This window comes from Neobacillus endophyticus (genome assembly GCF_013248975.1).
Lineage (GTDB): Bacteria > Bacillota > Bacilli > Bacillales > Cytobacillaceae > Neobacillus > Neobacillus endophyticus.
Genome location: NZ_JABRWH010000001.1, coordinates 5023792 through 5039397, shown reverse-complemented (window position 1 = coordinate 5039397; position 15606 = coordinate 5023792). Strand labels below are relative to the sequence as shown.

Genomic DNA, 15606 nt, shown 5'->3' with positions numbered 1-15606 from the left:
AATGTTGACCTTGGCAAGGATAGAAGGAATTTTAATAAAAATCATCATTATTCAGTTTATATTTCTTTTTTTATCCCAACTGTTTTTTCATCAACTCGATGTTTTGCCGCAATTGCACGTTTTAACAAAATATGAAGGTGTAAATGGAGATGCTTTTACAGAAATTCTGCAAACCTTCAAAGGAAAAAGATAAAGCAGGGGAATCCTGCTTTATTTTTATGAATTAAAATAGAAAATTAAGAAGAACTTCACAAACTTATGGTAAAATAAAATCAGACATCATATGAGATAGATCATGTTTTTGAATTAGGAGGATTTATGAAGAAGAAAATTTCCATCGCAATTGACGGTCCTGCAGCTGCTGGGAAAAGCACCGTAGCTAAAATTGTGGCAGAAAAATTATCCTATATTTATATCGATACAGGTGCGATGTACAGAGCTTTGACCTATAAAGCAATTGCGAATAAATTAAATTTCGAAAATGAGAGTGCTTTAATCACCACTCTTATTGAAACAAAGATTGACTTGCTTCCATCTGAAAGTGGACAATTAGTTTTTCTTGATGATGTGAATGTAACCGATGAAATTCGTTCCTCAGAAGTAACGAACAATGTATCCATCGTTTCGAAACATCAAAAGGTCCGGGAAGAAATGGTTAGAAGGCAGCAGGATTTTGCCCGAAATGGCGGTGTAGTCATGGATGGCCGTGACATTGGTACGCATGTTCTGCCCCATGCTGAAGTGAAGGTTTTCCTTCTTGCCAGCGTAGAGGAAAGGGCGGAACGCCGTCACAGTGAAAATTTAGCTAAAGGCTTCCCGTCCGATCTTGAGAAATTAAAAGAAGAAATTGCTCTTAGGGATAAAATTGATTCTGAAAGAGAAATTGCTCCATTAAAAAAAGCTGTGGATGCAGCTGAAATCGACACAACCTCCATGACCATTCCTGAAGTAGTTGAAAAAATAATGGCTTTAGTGTATGAAAGGATTGGATGAGTGTGACGTGGTATTCGTTTGCAAAATCAGTTTGCTATGCTGTTTTTAAACCCTGGTATAGAATAGAAGTAATTGGGAAAGAAGATTTTCCAAAAGAGGGTGGAGTCCTTCTTTGTTCGAATCATATTCATAATTTTGATCCGATCGTAGTGGGAATAATGGCTCCAAGAACTGTTCATTTTATGGCGAAGGAAGAATTGTTTAATGTCCCTGTAATAGGCGGACTGGTTAAAAAATTAAATGCATTTCCAGTGAAAAGAGGTTTAACTGACCGGGATGCATTAAGGAAAGGTATAAATGTATTAAAAGAGGGACATGTTTTAGGACTTTTTCCGGAAGGTACAAGAAGTAAAACCGGTGAGTTGGGAAAAGGGCTGGCCGGTGCCGGATTTTTTGCCCTTAGAACTGATTGCAGTGTCGTACCGAGCGCCGTGATCGGACCATATAAAAGCTTGCGAAAATTAAAAATGGTATATGGAAAACCGATTCCGATGGATGAGCTGAAAAAAGCCAAAGCATCACCGGAAGAGGTAACTGAATTAATTATGTCAGAAATTCATAAACTTATTAATGAGCATCGATAGGTTCTGCTTGACAAAATAGCCCATTTGTAAGAAGTTAATTAAAGAGATTCTTTTTTTGAATATTCTTAAGACCGTTTTATATGTGATGGATGACCATATGAAAAATTCATCAAAACATATACCGATTTTGGAGCAATGGATTAAGGAGGATTACATATGTCTGAAGAGTTAAATCAAGTAGAAGTGAAAACCTTCGAGGTTGGAGACAAAGTGGCTGGACAAGTTACCAAAGTAGAAGAGAAGCAAGTGCTTGTTGATATTCAAGGCAGTAAACTGGATGGGATTATTCCAATCAGTGAACTTTCAAGCTTGCATATTGAAAAAGCTTCCGATGCAGTTAATGAAGGGGATCAATTAGAATTGGAAGTCCTTAAAGTAGAGGAAGAAGCCCTAATTCTATCTAAAAGAAAAGTGGATGCGGAAAAGGCATGGGAAACTCTGGAGCAAAAATTCCAAACTGGGGAAGTTTTTGAGGCTGAAGTAAAAGATGTCGTTAAAGGCGGACTTGTGGTTGACCTTGGAGTTCGCGGCTTTGTTCCAGCATCGCTAGTTGAAGCTTACTTTGTTGAAGATTTTAGCGATTATAAAGGCCGAGTTCTTACTTTTAAAATTGTTGAACTTGATAAGGATAAGAATCGCTTAATTCTATCTCATCGCGCTGTGGTGGAGGAAGAAAAAGGTAAACAAAAGTTGAACCGTCTGGATTCTCTTCAAGTGGGATCTGTAATTGAAGGTACCGTTCAACGAATTACTGATTTTGGTGCATTCGTGGATATTGGCGGTATTGATGGACTTGTGCATATTTCACAATTATCCCATGAACATGTTACGAAACCAACGGATGTTGTGCATGAAGGTCTAAAAGTGCAAGTGAAAGTATTAAGTGTTGACCGTAACAATGAACGGATTTCTCTTTCTATTAAAGAAACATTGCCTGGCCCATGGTCAAATATTTCTGAAAAAGCATCTAAAGGTACTATTTTAAAAGGAATCGTAAAAAGACTTGTATCATATGGTGCTTTTGTTGAAGTTTTCCCTGGCGTAGAAGGCCTTGTTCATATCTCTCAAATTGCACATAAACATATCGGTACACCTCACGAAGTTCTTAAAGAAGGACAAGAGGTAAATGTGAAGGTTTTAGATGTAAATGGCCAAGAGCAGCGATTGTCTTTAAGTATCAAAGAACTTCTCGAAAAAGATGTTGAAGAACACATTGAATATGAACTTCCAGAAGAAACCAAAGGTTTTCAACTTGGAGAAGTAATTGGTGATAAATTAAAGAATTTAAAAAAATAAATGGTGATTTAAGTGTCTAGATCTGAACGAAAATGGGACCACATTCGCTTTGCCCTTGAGAATGGGGATAAACATTCTTCGGTTTTCGATGAAATAAAATTTATTCACCAAAGTTTACCGGGAATTAGCGTGGGTGACGTTCAGTTAGATTGTTCAATTGGCGAACTTTATTTAAGTTCGCCAATTTTTATCAATGCAATGACTGGCGGCGGCGGTGAAAAAACCTTTCGAATTAATAAGGAAATGGCTATAGCGGCCAGAGAAACAGGATTGGCCATGGCAGTAGGTTCACAAATGGCTGCCATAAAAGATAAAAGCCAGAGATATACATTTGAAGTGGTCAGAAAAGAAAATCCATCAGGTATCGTGATTGCTAATTTGGGCAATGAAGCAACTGCTGATCAGGCGAAAGAAGCAATTGATATGATTGAGGCAGATGCATTACAAATTCATTTGAATGTTATTCAAGAGTTGACTATGCCTGAGGGTGATCGTGACTTTACAGGTGCTTTAAAAAGAATTGAGGCAATTGTTAAGGAAGTGGAGATTCCCATAATCGTCAAAGAGGTTGGATTTGGCATGTCAAAGGAAACTGTTGATTTACTTTCGGCTGTTGGTATTTCAATAGTTGATATCGGCGGTTTTGGCGGCACAAATTTTGCTGAAATAGAAAATAAACGGCGTGAAAAGGAGTTTGCCTTTTTCGCTGATTGGGGTATTCCAACGCCAATTTCTATTATTGAAGCAGCTTCTTCTTCAAATAACGTAACCATTATCGGTTCCGGCGGTTTTAGGAACGCATATGATATGGTAAAGGGTTTGGCACTAGGTGCTGATATGGTTGGGGTTGCGGGTTATTTTCTTCGCGTATTATTTAATGAAGGATTGGATGCCTTAATAGCAGATGTTGAAAAAATCCATCAAGAGATCACAATCATGATGACTGCCCTGGGGGTAACTCGGATTTCAGATTTAAAAAAGGTTCCCCTGATTATATTTGGTGAAACTTATCAATGGCTCCACCAAAGAGGAATTGAACCAACATCATTCAGCAGACGGAATTTGTCATGAAAAGGCTCCTGCTTTCGCAGGAGCCTTTTTAAATGAAAATCTTGACTTTGAGATTTGTCCGGCTCAACAAACAAAACAACGATCTCAAGAGTGCCCTGTTTTCTTATTAACTGTATTTTCCGTCGTTAAGCCCTCGAGCTTCTTCAGGACTTGAAAGTTTGGTTGCCCCTGGATAATGCAATGCTTGATCGCGATCAGATTCTACTGTTCTGCTCTCTTTTATTTTTTTCTCTTGACGGTCTTTTCCCATTTGTCGACACCTCCCTATTTATAAGATGATACACACCGAAATTATTATTCAAGGAAGTATGAAATGATAGTATTTTTTCCAATAATGAAAATAATAGGAGGTGTGTATGTGATGGAAGGTGCCGTTTTTTATTTGATTTTTTGGTCATTATGGGTATATATAACTTTTATATTACAAAGGAAGTACTTTTATCGCCTTAAGCTTGCAGCCATGATTCTGATCATCATTATATTTTCTGGAAGTCAATTTTCTTTGGGTCCCTTTCATTTTTTCAGCAGTGGCATGGTTCTGCTTTTTTTCAGTTATTTATTTATAAGCCAAGAAAAAAAGAAAACGATCATTTATCTGCTTATTTGTTCCTTGATTGTGACAATTGCTTATGTTTCATTCCATTTATTTGAAATATACGATCCAATTTGGATTATATTTAATAAGGATTGGATGCAAGGAATTTGTATCGGATTTTTAGCAGTGTCCTTGCAAAAAACACTGAAGGGCAGACTTCTGGTTATAGTGAGTGGAACCATGCAGGGGGAGCTGCTATATGCTTATTTTCTAAACCAATATCAATTTCCGTATACCATAGGTTCATTTGACTATTTAGATGTTTGTTCGCTAGTTGTGGTATTGTTATTGGGGTGGAGTTTGTTAGAAAATGCCGGAACTTTTTTTCAAAATTATTTTCATTTTTCGGAGAAAGAGAAGCAAAAATCGTCATAAGTATAGAATCTGTTTCACAATTCATTGCAGAAAAGGATTAACATTGCTAAAATGAGAAAGTTAAGCCCTTCTCCCTTACAGAAGGGTTTCTTTAAATTAGGCTTTGTTAAATGTGGCTGTTGTGTTCCGATTTCAATTAGCATGGTTAGAAAATCAATAATGACTTTATGCGCAGCCTTAAATTAAATACAAGCCGATGATCAAATTGAAAATTACTTATTTTAAGATAGAAAGGATGGCGATTAAAATGGTTAAACCTGTTATTGCCATTGTAGGACGTCCGAATGTAGGAAAATCTACGATATTTAACCGTATTGCCGGCGAAAGAATTTCAATTGTTGAGGATGTACCTGGGATAACGAGAGATCGAATTTATAGCTCTGGTGAATGGTTAACACATGAATTTAATATTATTGATACTGGTGGTATAGATATTGGTGACGAACCATTTTTGGAGCAAATACGCCAACAGGCTGAAGTAGCAATTGACGAAGCTGATGTGATTATTTTTCTAACAAATGGAAGAGAAGGTGTCACTCCATCTGATGAAGAAGTGGCCAAAATTTTATATAAATCAAAAAAACCAGTCGTTTTAGGGGTAAATAAAATTGATAATCCTGAGATGAGAGAACAAATTTATGACTTTTATGCATTAGGATTTGGAGAGCCTATTCCTGTTTCTGGTTCTCATGGGCTTGGACTAGGCGATTTATTGGATGAGGCAGCAAAACACTTCCCTCAAGGCAAACAAAAGGATTACGATGAAGATGTAATCAAATTTTCATTAATTGGTCGACCGAATGTAGGAAAATCTTCTTTAGTCAATGCTATTCTAGGGGAAGAACGCGTTATTGTCAGCGATATTGCCGGCACTACGAGGGATGCGATCGATTCTCCTTATACATTTAATGGCGATAAATTTGTCATCATTGATACGGCTGGAATCAGGAAAAAAGGAAAAGTATACGAAACCACCGAAAAATATAGTGTGCTTCGTGCGTTGCGGGCAATTGAACGATCAGATGTTGTTCTTGTGGTAATTAATGCAGAAGAAGGAATTATTGAACAGGATAAGAAGATAGCCGGTTATGCCCATGAAGCAGGTAGAGCGGTAGTTATTGTTGTCAATAAATGGGACGCTATTGAAAAAGATGAGAAGACAATGAAAGAATTTGAACAAAAAATACGTGATCATTTCTTGTTTCTTGATTATGCACCAATTGTTTTCCTCTCTGCTAAGACGAAAAAACGGATCCATACATTGCTGCCAATGATTCAATTGGCAAGTGAAAATCATTCTATGCGTGTTGAAACAAGTATACTTAATGATATTATCATGGATGCTGTTGCCATGAACCCGACCCCAACAGATAAAGGAAAAAGACTTAGAATTTATTATACAACACAGGTTTCCGTGAAACCGCCAACTTTCGTTATTTTTGTAAATGATCCTGAATTGCTTCATTTCTCATATGAACGTTTCTTGGAAAATCGAATTAGAGATGCCTTTGGTTTTGAAGGGACTCCAATCAAAATTTACGCAAGGGAAAGAAAATAATAGAAAGCAGGTGCGTTAAGATGGAGATTAAACAACCTGAAACGATTGCTGTTGTAGGAGCTGGGTCGTGGGGGACTGCACTTGCCATGGTATTGGCAGATAATGGTCATGATGTTCGACTATGGAGCCATAATGAGAATCAGGTTAGCGAAATAAATGAACATCATACAAATAAAAAATACTTGCCAGACATTGCTCTGCCAGAAAAAATTGTTGGCTATGCATCTTTATCCGAGGCATTAGCAGAAATGGAAACGATTATTTTAGCTGTTCCAACAAAGGCGATTCGGGAAGTCCTGGGAAAAATCTGCGCCGTCATTGTAAACCCGGTGACGATTGCTCATGTCAGCAAAGGGATTGAACCTGATACCCTTTTACGGATTACGGAAGTAATTAAGGAGGAAATGCCAAAAGAGCTGTTAAAAGATGTTGTTGTCCTTTCAGGTCCAAGTCACGCAGAAGAAGTAATATTAAGGCATCCAACAACTGTTACCGTATCTTCGGAAAATATGGCAGCCGCTGAGAAAATTCAGGACATTTTTATTAATCAATACTTTAGAGTTTATACAAATGCGGATGTTGTCGGAGTTGAAATTGGTGGTGCGCTGAAAAATATCATTGCCCTCGCAGCAGGAATTTCCGACGGTCTGGGATATGGTGATAATGCAAAGGCAGCCTTAATTACAAGAGGTTTGGCAGAAATTGCCCGACTCGGTGCTAAAATGGGAGCGAATCCTCTTACTTTTTCTGGTTTAGCAGGTATTGGTGATTTAATCGTCACGTGTACCAGTATTCATTCAAGAAATTGGCGGGCAGGCAATATGCTTGGTAAAGGGAAAACCCTTGATGACGTACTTGACAATATGGGGATGGTAGTAGAAGGAGTTAGAACGACTAAAGCAGGGTATCAGCTTGCCGAAAAGTATGATGTTAACATGCCGATCACTTGTGTATTATATGACGTTTTGTTTAATGGGAAAAATGCAAAAGATGCAGTGGACGAGCTAATGGCGCGTGGCAGAACCAATGAAATGAGAGAGTTGGTTAATATTTTGGATGAAAGAAATTTATAATCTGAAAAATGTGCATTTTTAATAATAAAATAGGCGTTCGATGATACGCTTTTTGTTGAAATTGCATACAATGCACAGAAGTTACTTGGTAGTATGACGCCTGGAGTTTGGGTTATTTAGTCCATCTGGCTGAAGTAAAGAAGTCGCCCATCTTTACTTCAGCTTTTTTAATGCCAATTATGATATAATTACAGTCGTAAAAGGGGGAATTTACGATGTCACCAGGCATGTTAAAAATGTGGATATCAATAGCTGGCATGGCCCTTATGTTTTTGGCGATTTTTACAATTTATTTAAGCAGGTTTAAAGTAAAAGGGGCGCTGCGATTCATCACTGCTATCTTTGCCTATCTTTGTATGATTGCAGCTGGATTTACATTACTTATAGTTTTCTTTACTTAAGAGTTTAAATTACATAAATAAAGGTGATTCTATGAAATTAAGACTGGCTGGCTGTATGCTGGTGATGACTATTTTTCTATTATCAGGATGTATGTATCCTGAGGAAAATTTGGCAAAGAATCAAATCCCTTATAAAGATCAAATCCAATCCGTTCAAACAGCTGTGGATGAATTTAGAAAAGATAATGGCGGAATTTTGCCGATTAAAACAAAAGAAGTGAACACCCCGATCTATCAAAGATACCCAATCGATTTTAAAAAGCTTACACCCCAATACTTATCTGACCCTCCTGGAAATGCTTTTGAAAGCGGAGGGATTTTTCAGTACGTGATTATTAATGAGGAAACAAATCCAACAGTAAAACTACTTGATTTACGGATGGCAGATACGATTCGTGATATTAATCTGAGAATTAAAGCAGCTGGATACCCGCCATACAAAGCGCAAATAGCTAAAAACGTTTATTCCCTTGATTTTAAACAATTGGGCTATGATAAGCCGCCATATGTTGTTAGTCCTTTTACCCAACAAAATTTATCGTTTGTTGTAACGGGACAAGCTGAGGTATACGTAGATTATCGACCTGATTTGTATCAAGCTCTTAAGAAAGCACATAAAGAAATAAAACCAGGTCAAGATATTCGTTCCCTGCTTGTACAAAACTCCATGTTTGTTCCTGCTTTTTCACTGCCATATACCGTGGATGAAAAGAATAATGAACCCGTATTTTTAGAAGAATAAGATCGTCTTTATATATTTATGGCATAACCCTTTTCCTGCGAAATATATTGTAGGAGAAGGGTTTTTTGTTATAAAAAATACGATTGCGGGTAATGGCCCTAATCGTCAATATAGATAAACCCTCCATTAAATTAAATGTATGGGCAAAACACATATCATGTAGAATTTTAGATTTTAGATTATTGAATAAGGAGGTAAAAATTTTAGAAAACAGTCATAACAAGATAGGACAACATCATAAACATATACTGTCCTAAAATATCTGAATGGATTGTTTTATCCCACTTTACTCTATGATCAGGAGGGGATCACTTGGAAAAGGTTGATATTTTTAAAGATATCGCCGAAAGAACAGGCGGTGATATTTATTTAGGAGTAGTAGGCGCAGTACGAACCGGAAAATCAACATTTATTAAAAAGTTTATGGAGCTAGTTGTATTACCTAATATAGCCAGCGAGGCAGAGAGATCGCGGGCACTGGATGAACTTCCGCAGAGTGCTGCTGGTAAAACAATTATGACCACAGAACCGAAATTTGTGCCGAATCAGGCTGCGACAGTAAATGTTGATGAAGGGTTAAATGTCAATATTAGATTGGTTGATTGTGTTGGCTATACGGTACCTGGTGCGAAGGGCTACGAGGATGAAAATGGGCCAAGAATGATTAATACACCGTGGTATGAAGAGCCCATTCCATTTCATGAGGCAGCTGAAATCGGAACAAGAAAGGTAATTCAAGAGCATTCCACGATCGGCGTGGTTGTAACAACGGATGGATCCATTGGAGAAATTCCAAGAAGCAATTATATCGAAGCAGAGGAAAGGGTCATTGAAGAGCTGAAGGAAGTCGGCAAACCATTTATTATGGTGATTAACAGCGCCCAGCCACATCATCCCAGCACGGAAACATTAAGAACAAATCTGGCAGATAAATATGATATTCCAGTTATTGCGATGAGTGTTGAAAGCATGAGAGAAAATGATGTTTTGAATGTTCTTCGCGAGGCACTGTATGAATTTCCTGTACTTGAAGTCAATGTTAACCTTCCGAGTTGGGTAATGGTATTAAGGGAAAATCATTGGCTTAGAGAAAGCTATCAGGATGCTGTGAAGGAAACGGTGAAAGATATCAGGAGATTAAGAGATGTAGACCATGTCGTTCAGCAATTCAGCGAATACGAATTCATTGAAAGAGCGGGACTTGCAGGAGTTGAGATGGGCTCAGGTATTGCTGAAATCGATCTTTTTGCTCCCGATGAATTGTATGATGATATTTTAAAAGAAATTGTAGGGGTCGAAATAAGAGGAAAAGATCATCTGCTTGAACTAATGCAGGATTTCGCGCATGCAAAAGCAGAATATGATCACATTTCAGATGCGCTGAAAATGGTTAAACAAACAGGATATGGAATCGCTTCACCTTCTCTTGCTGATATGAGTTTGGAAGAGCCGGAAATTATTCGTCAGGGTGCTCGATTTGGTGTAAGGTTAAAAGCCGTGGCCCCATCCATCCATATGATTAAAGTGGATGTTGAATCGGAATTTGCACCAATTATTGGAACTGAAAAACAAAGTGAAGAACTTGTCCGCTATTTAATGCAGGATTTTGAAGATGATCCATTATCTATTTGGAATTCAGATATTTTTGGGCGCAGTTTAAGTTCAATCGTCCGTGAAGGCATTCAAGCAAAGCTGTCTTTAATGCCTGAGAATGCTAGATACAAATTGAAGGAAACCCTTGAAAGAATTATAAATGAGGGTTCTGGCGGATTAATTGCCATAATCCTTTAGGCTACAGACTCCGGTGGGGGAGTCTTTTTTTTATGTAAATAATGTCGAAAAATAGTAGATTTTCTGTGAAGGAAAGAAAAGATTACCATAATTTCATGAATTCTTCTTGCTATGCTGTTTTGATTGTGATAATCTTTTAACAGAATTACGTTATAGTGCTAAAGCCTTGATATCATGGGGTTTTTACAATAAATAGATTTTAAATGCCATAGTCGTTAAATTGTCTAAACTTTGGCTATAAAAGTGCACTATTAACGTATAGAATTTAAAAAAATTGTTTAGAAATGTAGATAAGTAATCTTATTTACTCTGATTACCCTTTGGGAGGAGGTGAATGGCATGAACAAGACAGAACTTATCAATGCAGTAGCTGAGGCAAGTGAACTTTCTAAAAAGGATGCTACAAAAGCAGTTGATGCTGTTTTTGACACAATTTTAGATGCTTTAAAAAATGGTGATAAAGTACAATTAATCGGTTTTGGTAACTTTGAAGTACGTGAGCGTGCAGCGCGTAAAGGTCGCAACCCTCAAACTGGTGAGGAGATCGAAATTGGCGCAAGTAAAGTTCCTGCTTTCAAACCGGGTAAAGCGCTTAAAGATGCAGTAAAATAATTACATAAATTTATTGCTTTAAGTGAATGCTTAAGAGCCAAGGCCATGGTTAAGCCCATGGCCTTTTTTCTATTCGGAGGTTAATGTGTAAAGAGAGTGGTCAGGCGTCGATTAAAGCATTTCCACCTTTCATTTTTGCTTGTATTGAAAAGTTTGTGCTAATATGAATGTGTCATCTCATCTTGACAGAACTTAGGGGGAATTTAAGCATGTCAGAAGTAAATCGTGCCCAAATTGAAGAGGCGGTGCGTTTAATATTAGAAGCCATCGGTGAAGATCCGAATCGTGAAGGTCTTCAAGATACACCAAAACGCGTTGCGAAAATGTATGAAGAAGTTTTTAGCGGATTAAATGAGGATCCGAAGGTACATTTTGAAACTATTTTTAGTGAAGACCATGAAGAATTGGTGTTAGTCAAGGATATTCCGTTCTACTCCATGTGCGAGCATCATCTTGTTCCTTTCTTCGGTAAAGCACATGTTGCGTATATTCCTCGAAATGGACGTGTTACCGGCCTGAGCAAACTGGCTAGAGCTGTTGAAGCAGTTGCTAAAAGACCTCAACTTCAGGAAAGGATTACTTCCACTATTGCTGAAAGTATGATGGAAAAGCTTGAGCCACATGGTGTAATGGTCATCGTGGAAGCTGAACATATGTGCATGACCATGCGAGGAGTTAAAAAACCTGGTTCCAAAACGGTTACAACGGCTGTTCGCGGTACATTGGCAACTGATTATACTACTCGTTCTGAAATCCTTTCTTTAATTAAATAAATTTTGATGAAGAGGAATTTACATTACCATTATTTGGGGTGATCAAAAGTGGATAAGAACATGCAAAATAACGATTATGTTGTAATTAAAGCGATGGAAGATGGAGTAAATGTCATTGGATTAACAAGAGGGACTGATACCAAGTTTCATCATTCTGAAAAGCTGGATAACGGAGAGGTACTTATCGCCCAGTTTACAGAGCATACTTCAGCGATCAAGATTAGGGGAAACGCCAAAATTCTTACCCAATATGGTGAGATCGATAGTGAATGGAAGAAATAGGAGCCGGACATTATAATTTTACAGTTCTTTCTAAAATTATTGCTTCAAAAAAAGTGGAAGTGTATTTATTTTGTGAATTCCCGCCAATGAAATCTCTTTTATGATATAATGGTGTCTGGCTTATTTGAAAAAATGGAGATTTTTACAAAGCTGAAACATATATTTTATGCTGGGAATTGAAAAATACATAGAGTAAGTTTACTTTGGTAAGCAAGGGTGATAAAAATGCAAAACATTCCACAGAAATTTACAAGTGTAAAAGAGAAACTTGAGAAACGCGTTTTTGACGCTTACTTGCTTAAATATATTGAAACACCAATTATTGATAAGGATAAGCTTCTTATCCTTATTTCTATGATGGATGAACTGGAATTGCCATTTAAGACGGTGGAGAAATATTGTTTGGCAACCATGCTCATTCAAATTGCCCTTGATACCCATGAACATATCAACAAATTTTCTGAAGATGGTAAAACAAGACAGCTTACCGTTTTGGCAGGAGATTATTACAGCGGCATGTATTATAAGCTGCTTTCAGAAACGGAAGATATATTAATGATAAAGGCTTTGTCAGCCGGCGTTAAAGAAATAAATGAAAATAAGATTATGGTATACCACCAAAACTCTGAAACCATTGAGAAACTTATGAAGAGTGTAAAGATAATTGAAAGCTCGATTCTGATTAAGCTTGCCGGACATCTAAATTTGAACCGCTGGAGCGAAATTTTGTCGAATTTGTTTTTTTTCAAACGTTTGCTAATGGAAAGAAGCAGGTATATTAAGGGTGAAAGCTCTGTCTTATTTGATGCATTGAAAAAAGTAACTTTTCAAAAACATGAATTTACTATAAATGATTATTCAGCTGAACAACAAAAGCTATTATTGGTATGCGAACGCTATTTGGAACATTCCAAACAAGCAATTGAAAATGAAATTCTTAATTTATCGTTTATAAATGATCTGCTTTCAACCAGAATTTCTGCACTGCTAGATCAATACCAGCCAGTTGTCAAAACTTTTGTGGAAGAAGGGTAAAAACATGCAGCAATCGAAAGAACAACGGGTTCATCATGTATTTGAAAAGATATCAGACAACTATGATAAAATGAACTCTGTTATCAGTTTTCAACAGCACATCAGATGGCGGAAGGATACAATGAAAAGAATGAACGTCCAGCCCGGATCCAAAGCACTTGATGTATGCTGTGGTACAGCTGATTGGACGATTGCCTTAGCGGATGCAACGGGGCCGACTGGTGAGGTTACCGGCCTGGATTTTAGTAATAACATGCTGAAAGTTGGAGAGGAAAAAATTAAAAGGTTAGGGCTTAAACAGGTGAAATTAATTCAGGGGAATGCCATGGAGCTCCCATTTCCCGATAATAGTTTTGATTATGTAACAATTGGATTTGGATTAAGAAATGTACCGGATTATCTCCAAGTGTTGAAAGAAATGTTCCGTGTGTTAAAACCTGGCGGAATTGCTGTATGCCTCGAAACTTCCCAGCCTACCCTAATTGGTTATCGACAGCTTTTTTTCATTTATTTTCGCTTTATCATGCCATTATTCGGAAAACTATTTGCAAAAAGTTTTAATGAATATTCTTGGCTTCAAGAGTCGGCTCGTGATTTTCCGGGTATGAAGGAATTGGCTCGTTTATTTGAACAAGCTGGTTTTAGTGATGTTAAATATAAATCATATAGCGGCGGTGCCGCGGCAGTCCATATTGGAAACAAAGAAAGAAATATGTAATGTCCTATATGGGACGATATTTAGAACAAAGACGGGATGAAAAGCTGGGTGAATACAAATGAAATTAAAAATGATGTATTCATTTTTGAATTCGGATATTAACATTATAGAGAAAAATCTGGAAGAGACACTACAATCAGAGTCTCTTCTTTTGAAGCAAGCTTCAATGCATACATTACAAGCCGGAGGAAAAAGAATTCGTCCTGTTTTTGTTTTGCTTGCTGGTAAATTTGGTCATTATGATATTAATGTAATGAAGAATGTAGCGGTAGCATTGGAACTTATACATATGGCATCACTCGTTCATGATGATGTAATTGATGATGCAGATCTTCGCAGAGGCCAGCCGACTGTGAAAGCCAAATGGGATAACAAGACTGCCATGTACACGGGTGATTTTGTTTTTGCATTAGCGCTTGAATTGATGACAAATATTAAGCGCCCTTCTGCCCATAAAATTTTGGCGAATACAATTGTTGAAGTGGCTATCGGAGAAATACAACAAATAAAAGACAAATACCGTTTCAATCAAAATCTGCGAGATTATCTTAGAAGAATTAAAAGAAAAACAGCCTTACTAATTGCTGCCAGCTGTCAGTTGGGTGCCATTGCTGCCGGCGTTGAAGAAGCTGTTCATAAAAAATTATATCTCTTTGGCTATTATGTGGGTATGTCCTTTCAAATTATTGATGACATTTTAGATTTTACAGCCACTGAAAAAGAGCTGGGAAAGCCTGCTGGAAGTGACCTGTTGCAAGGAAATATTACTGCGCCTGCCCTTTTTGCGATGGAAAATCTGAGCATCCGAAAGGAAATCGAAAAAGTTAATGAACATATGTCTCCGTTTGAAATAGCTAATATTATTTCCCTTATTAAAAAATCAGGTTCAATTGAAAAATCTATCTCTTTAAGCGATCGATATTTAAGTAAAGCACTTACCGTTCTGGAGGAGCTTCCTGAAAATAAAGTAAAAAGGTCATTAAGAGATATTGCCAAATTTATTGGTAGAAGAAAATTTTAAGTGCCAGTCTCTCTATTGGAATGCCTTGCATAATAATCAAAAAAATGTTAACATTTTCGTGGATTGTCAACAAGACAATAATTATACATATCGAATTAGGAGTGGAATTCATGGAGAGAACATTTTTAATGGTTAAACCGGATGGGGTACAACGCAATTTAATTGGTGAAATTGTTGGTCGTTTCGAAAGAAAAGGCTTTCAATTGGTTGGAGCAAAATTAATGAGCATCCCAACAGAACTGGCACAGGAACATTACGGTGAACATAAAGAACGCCCGTTTTTCGGCGAATTAGTTGATTTCATTACTTCAGGTCCAGTTTTTGCAATGGTATGGGAAGGTGAGAACGTCATTGCAACAGCAAGACAAATGATGGGTTCAACCAATCCTAAAGATGCAGCACCTGGAACCATTCGCGGGGATTTTGGCTTGACAGTAGGTAAAAATGTTATTCATGGCTCCGACTCTCCAGCCAGTGCAGAACGTGAAATTAACTTATTCTTTAAAAATACGGAATTGGTAGATTACTCCAAATTAATGAATGGTTGGATTTATTAATTTTTGATCAAAAGCACTTGTAATTAAACAAGTGCTTTTTTGTATACGATTTCAAAAAAATAATTTATTCTTTTCTGAATTGTCCTACTAGGCTAAATGAGCATGATATGTTATATTGATACATAATTC

The 15606-nt window shown here is 37.2% G+C and carries 19 protein-coding genes; 18 read left to right on the top strand and 1 reads right to left on the bottom strand.

Annotated elements, in window-relative coordinates; translation table 11 throughout:
- Positions 1–10 precede the first annotated feature (10 nt).
- The 5 genes from HPT25_RS25040 to fni all read left to right on the top strand — a co-directional run bounded on the left by HPT25_RS25040 (position 11) and on the right by fni (position 3944).
- Positions 11–193 (top strand): DUF5359 family protein, encoded by a 183-nt coding sequence (locus tag HPT25_RS25040; protein ID WP_173070368.1) that lies wholly within the window; start codon positions 11–13, stop codon positions 191–193.
- 125 nt (positions 194–318) lie between these two features.
- Positions 319–993, top strand: coding sequence for a (d)CMP kinase (gene cmk / locus HPT25_RS25035; RefSeq protein ID WP_173070366.1), 675 nt, complete (start codon positions 319–321; stop codon positions 991–993).
- A gap of 2 nt (positions 994–995) precedes the next feature.
- Positions 996–1577, top strand: a complete 582-nt coding sequence (locus HPT25_RS25030) for a lysophospholipid acyltransferase family protein (RefSeq protein ID WP_173070365.1) — start codon at positions 996–998, stop codon at positions 1575–1577.
- Positions 1578–1733: 156 nt separating this feature from the next.
- Positions 1734–2873, top strand: a complete 1140-nt coding sequence (rpsA, locus tag HPT25_RS25025) for a 30S ribosomal protein S1 (protein ID WP_173070364.1) — start codon at positions 1734–1736, stop codon at positions 2871–2873.
- Between the two features lie 12 nt (positions 2874–2885).
- On the top strand, positions 2886–3944 hold the full coding sequence (gene fni / locus HPT25_RS25020; RefSeq protein WP_173070363.1) for a type 2 isopentenyl-diphosphate Delta-isomerase: 1059 nt from the start codon (positions 2886–2888) through the stop codon (positions 3942–3944).
- Positions 3945–4050: 106 nt separating this feature from the next.
- Here fni and HPT25_RS25015 read toward each other — a convergent pair whose 3' ends face one another.
- Positions 4051–4194, bottom strand: a complete 144-nt coding sequence (locus tag HPT25_RS25015; RefSeq protein ID WP_173070362.1) for a YpzI family protein — start codon at positions 4192–4194, stop codon at positions 4051–4053.
- 111 nt (positions 4195–4305) lie between these two features.
- Here HPT25_RS25015 and HPT25_RS25010 point away from each other — a divergent pair, with 111 nt between their 5' ends.
- The 13 genes from HPT25_RS25010 to ndk all read left to right on the top strand — a co-directional run bounded on the left by HPT25_RS25010 (position 4306) and on the right by ndk (position 15477).
- Positions 4306–4914 (top strand): YphA family membrane protein, encoded by a 609-nt coding sequence (locus HPT25_RS25010; protein WP_446685736.1) that lies wholly within the window; start codon positions 4306–4308, stop codon positions 4912–4914.
- 247 nt (positions 4915–5161) lie between these two features.
- Positions 5162–6472, top strand: a complete 1311-nt coding sequence (der, locus tag HPT25_RS25005; RefSeq protein WP_173070360.1) for a ribosome biogenesis GTPase Der — start codon at positions 5162–5164, stop codon at positions 6470–6472.
- Between the two features lie 20 nt (positions 6473–6492).
- The gene (locus HPT25_RS25000; RefSeq protein ID WP_173070359.1) at positions 6493–7545 is read left to right on the top strand and encodes an NAD(P)H-dependent glycerol-3-phosphate dehydrogenase; all 1053 of its coding nucleotides are present in this window, start codon (positions 6493–6495) and stop codon (positions 7543–7545) included.
- Positions 7546–7760: 215 nt separating this feature from the next.
- Positions 7761–7946, top strand: a complete 186-nt coding sequence (locus HPT25_RS24995) for a DUF2768 domain-containing protein (protein ID WP_173070358.1) — start codon at positions 7761–7763, stop codon at positions 7944–7946.
- Positions 7947–7977: 31 nt separating this feature from the next.
- Positions 7978–8688, top strand: a complete 711-nt coding sequence (locus HPT25_RS24990; protein WP_173070357.1) for a YphF family lipoprotein — start codon at positions 7978–7980, stop codon at positions 8686–8688.
- 312 nt (positions 8689–9000) lie between these two features.
- Entirely contained in the window at positions 9001–10479 is a 1479-nt protein-coding gene (spoIVA, locus tag HPT25_RS24985) for a stage IV sporulation protein A (protein WP_173070355.1), read from the top strand.
- Positions 10480–10818: 339 nt separating this feature from the next.
- Complete coding sequence (gene hbs, locus HPT25_RS24980) at positions 10819–11091, top strand: non-specific DNA-binding protein Hbs (RefSeq protein WP_042355261.1); 273 nt, start codon at positions 10819–10821, stop codon at positions 11089–11091.
- A 209-nt stretch (positions 11092–11300) separates the two neighbouring features.
- Complete coding sequence (gene folE / locus HPT25_RS24975) at positions 11301–11864, top strand: GTP cyclohydrolase I FolE (protein ID WP_173070353.1); 564 nt, start codon at positions 11301–11303, stop codon at positions 11862–11864.
- Positions 11865–11924: 60 nt separating this feature from the next.
- Positions 11925–12146, top strand: coding sequence for a trp RNA-binding attenuation protein MtrB (gene mtrB, locus HPT25_RS24970; RefSeq protein ID WP_173071464.1), 222 nt, complete (start codon positions 11925–11927; stop codon positions 12144–12146).
- A 225-nt stretch (positions 12147–12371) separates the two neighbouring features.
- Positions 12372–13181, top strand: a complete 810-nt coding sequence (locus tag HPT25_RS24965) for a heptaprenyl diphosphate synthase component 1 (RefSeq protein ID WP_173070351.1) — start codon at positions 12372–12374, stop codon at positions 13179–13181.
- Positions 13182–13185: 4 nt separating this feature from the next.
- Positions 13186–13899, top strand: coding sequence for a demethylmenaquinone methyltransferase (locus HPT25_RS24960; RefSeq protein ID WP_173070349.1), 714 nt, complete (start codon positions 13186–13188; stop codon positions 13897–13899).
- A gap of 58 nt (positions 13900–13957) precedes the next feature.
- A complete protein-coding gene (gene hepT, locus HPT25_RS24955; RefSeq protein ID WP_173070347.1) occupies positions 13958–14920 on the top strand; it encodes a heptaprenyl diphosphate synthase component II in 963 nt (320 codons plus the stop codon).
- A gap of 110 nt (positions 14921–15030) precedes the next feature.
- Complete coding sequence (gene ndk, locus HPT25_RS24950; RefSeq protein ID WP_173070345.1) at positions 15031–15477, top strand: nucleoside-diphosphate kinase; 447 nt, start codon at positions 15031–15033, stop codon at positions 15475–15477.
- Positions 15478–15606: the final 129 nt, after the last annotated feature.

Excerpts from the sequence above, each read along its gene's own strand:
- HPT25_RS25015 (WP_173070362.1), bottom strand. The coding sequence starts at position 4,194 with ATGGGAAAAGACCGTCAAGAGAAAAAAATAAAAGAGAGCAGAACAGTA.
- mtrB (WP_173071464.1), top strand. The coding sequence starts at position 11,925 with ATGCAAAATAACGATTATGTTGTAATTAAAGCGATGGAAGATGGAGTA.
- der (WP_173070360.1), top strand. The coding sequence starts at position 5,162 with ATGGTTAAACCTGTTATTGCCATTGTAGGACGTCCGAATGTAGGAAAA.
- HPT25_RS25000 (WP_173070359.1), top strand. The coding sequence starts at position 6,493 with ATGGAGATTAAACAACCTGAAACGATTGCTGTTGTAGGAGCTGGGTCG.
- HPT25_RS24990 (WP_173070357.1), top strand. The coding sequence starts at position 7,978 with ATGAAATTAAGACTGGCTGGCTGTATGCTGGTGATGACTATTTTTCTA.
- hepT (WP_173070347.1), top strand. The coding sequence starts at position 13,958 with ATGAAATTAAAAATGATGTATTCATTTTTGAATTCGGATATTAACATT.
- hbs (WP_042355261.1), top strand. The coding sequence starts at position 10,819 with ATGAACAAGACAGAACTTATCAATGCAGTAGCTGAGGCAAGTGAACTT.
- rpsA (WP_173070364.1), top strand. The coding sequence starts at position 1,734 with ATGTCTGAAGAGTTAAATCAAGTAGAAGTGAAAACCTTCGAGGTTGGA.
- HPT25_RS24960 (WP_173070349.1), top strand. The coding sequence starts at position 13,186 with ATGCAGCAATCGAAAGAACAACGGGTTCATCATGTATTTGAAAAGATA.
- cmk (WP_173070366.1), top strand. The coding sequence starts at position 319 with ATGAAGAAGAAAATTTCCATCGCAATTGACGGTCCTGCAGCTGCTGGG.
- ndk (WP_173070345.1), top strand. The coding sequence starts at position 15,031 with ATGGAGAGAACATTTTTAATGGTTAAACCGGATGGGGTACAACGCAAT.
- HPT25_RS24965 (WP_173070351.1), top strand. The coding sequence starts at position 12,372 with ATGCAAAACATTCCACAGAAATTTACAAGTGTAAAAGAGAAACTTGAG.
- HPT25_RS24995 (WP_173070358.1), top strand. The coding sequence starts at position 7,761 with ATGTCACCAGGCATGTTAAAAATGTGGATATCAATAGCTGGCATGGCC.
- folE (WP_173070353.1), top strand. The coding sequence starts at position 11,301 with ATGTCAGAAGTAAATCGTGCCCAAATTGAAGAGGCGGTGCGTTTAATA.
- HPT25_RS25010 (WP_446685736.1), top strand. The coding sequence starts at position 4,306 with ATGGAAGGTGCCGTTTTTTATTTGATTTTTTGGTCATTATGGGTATAT.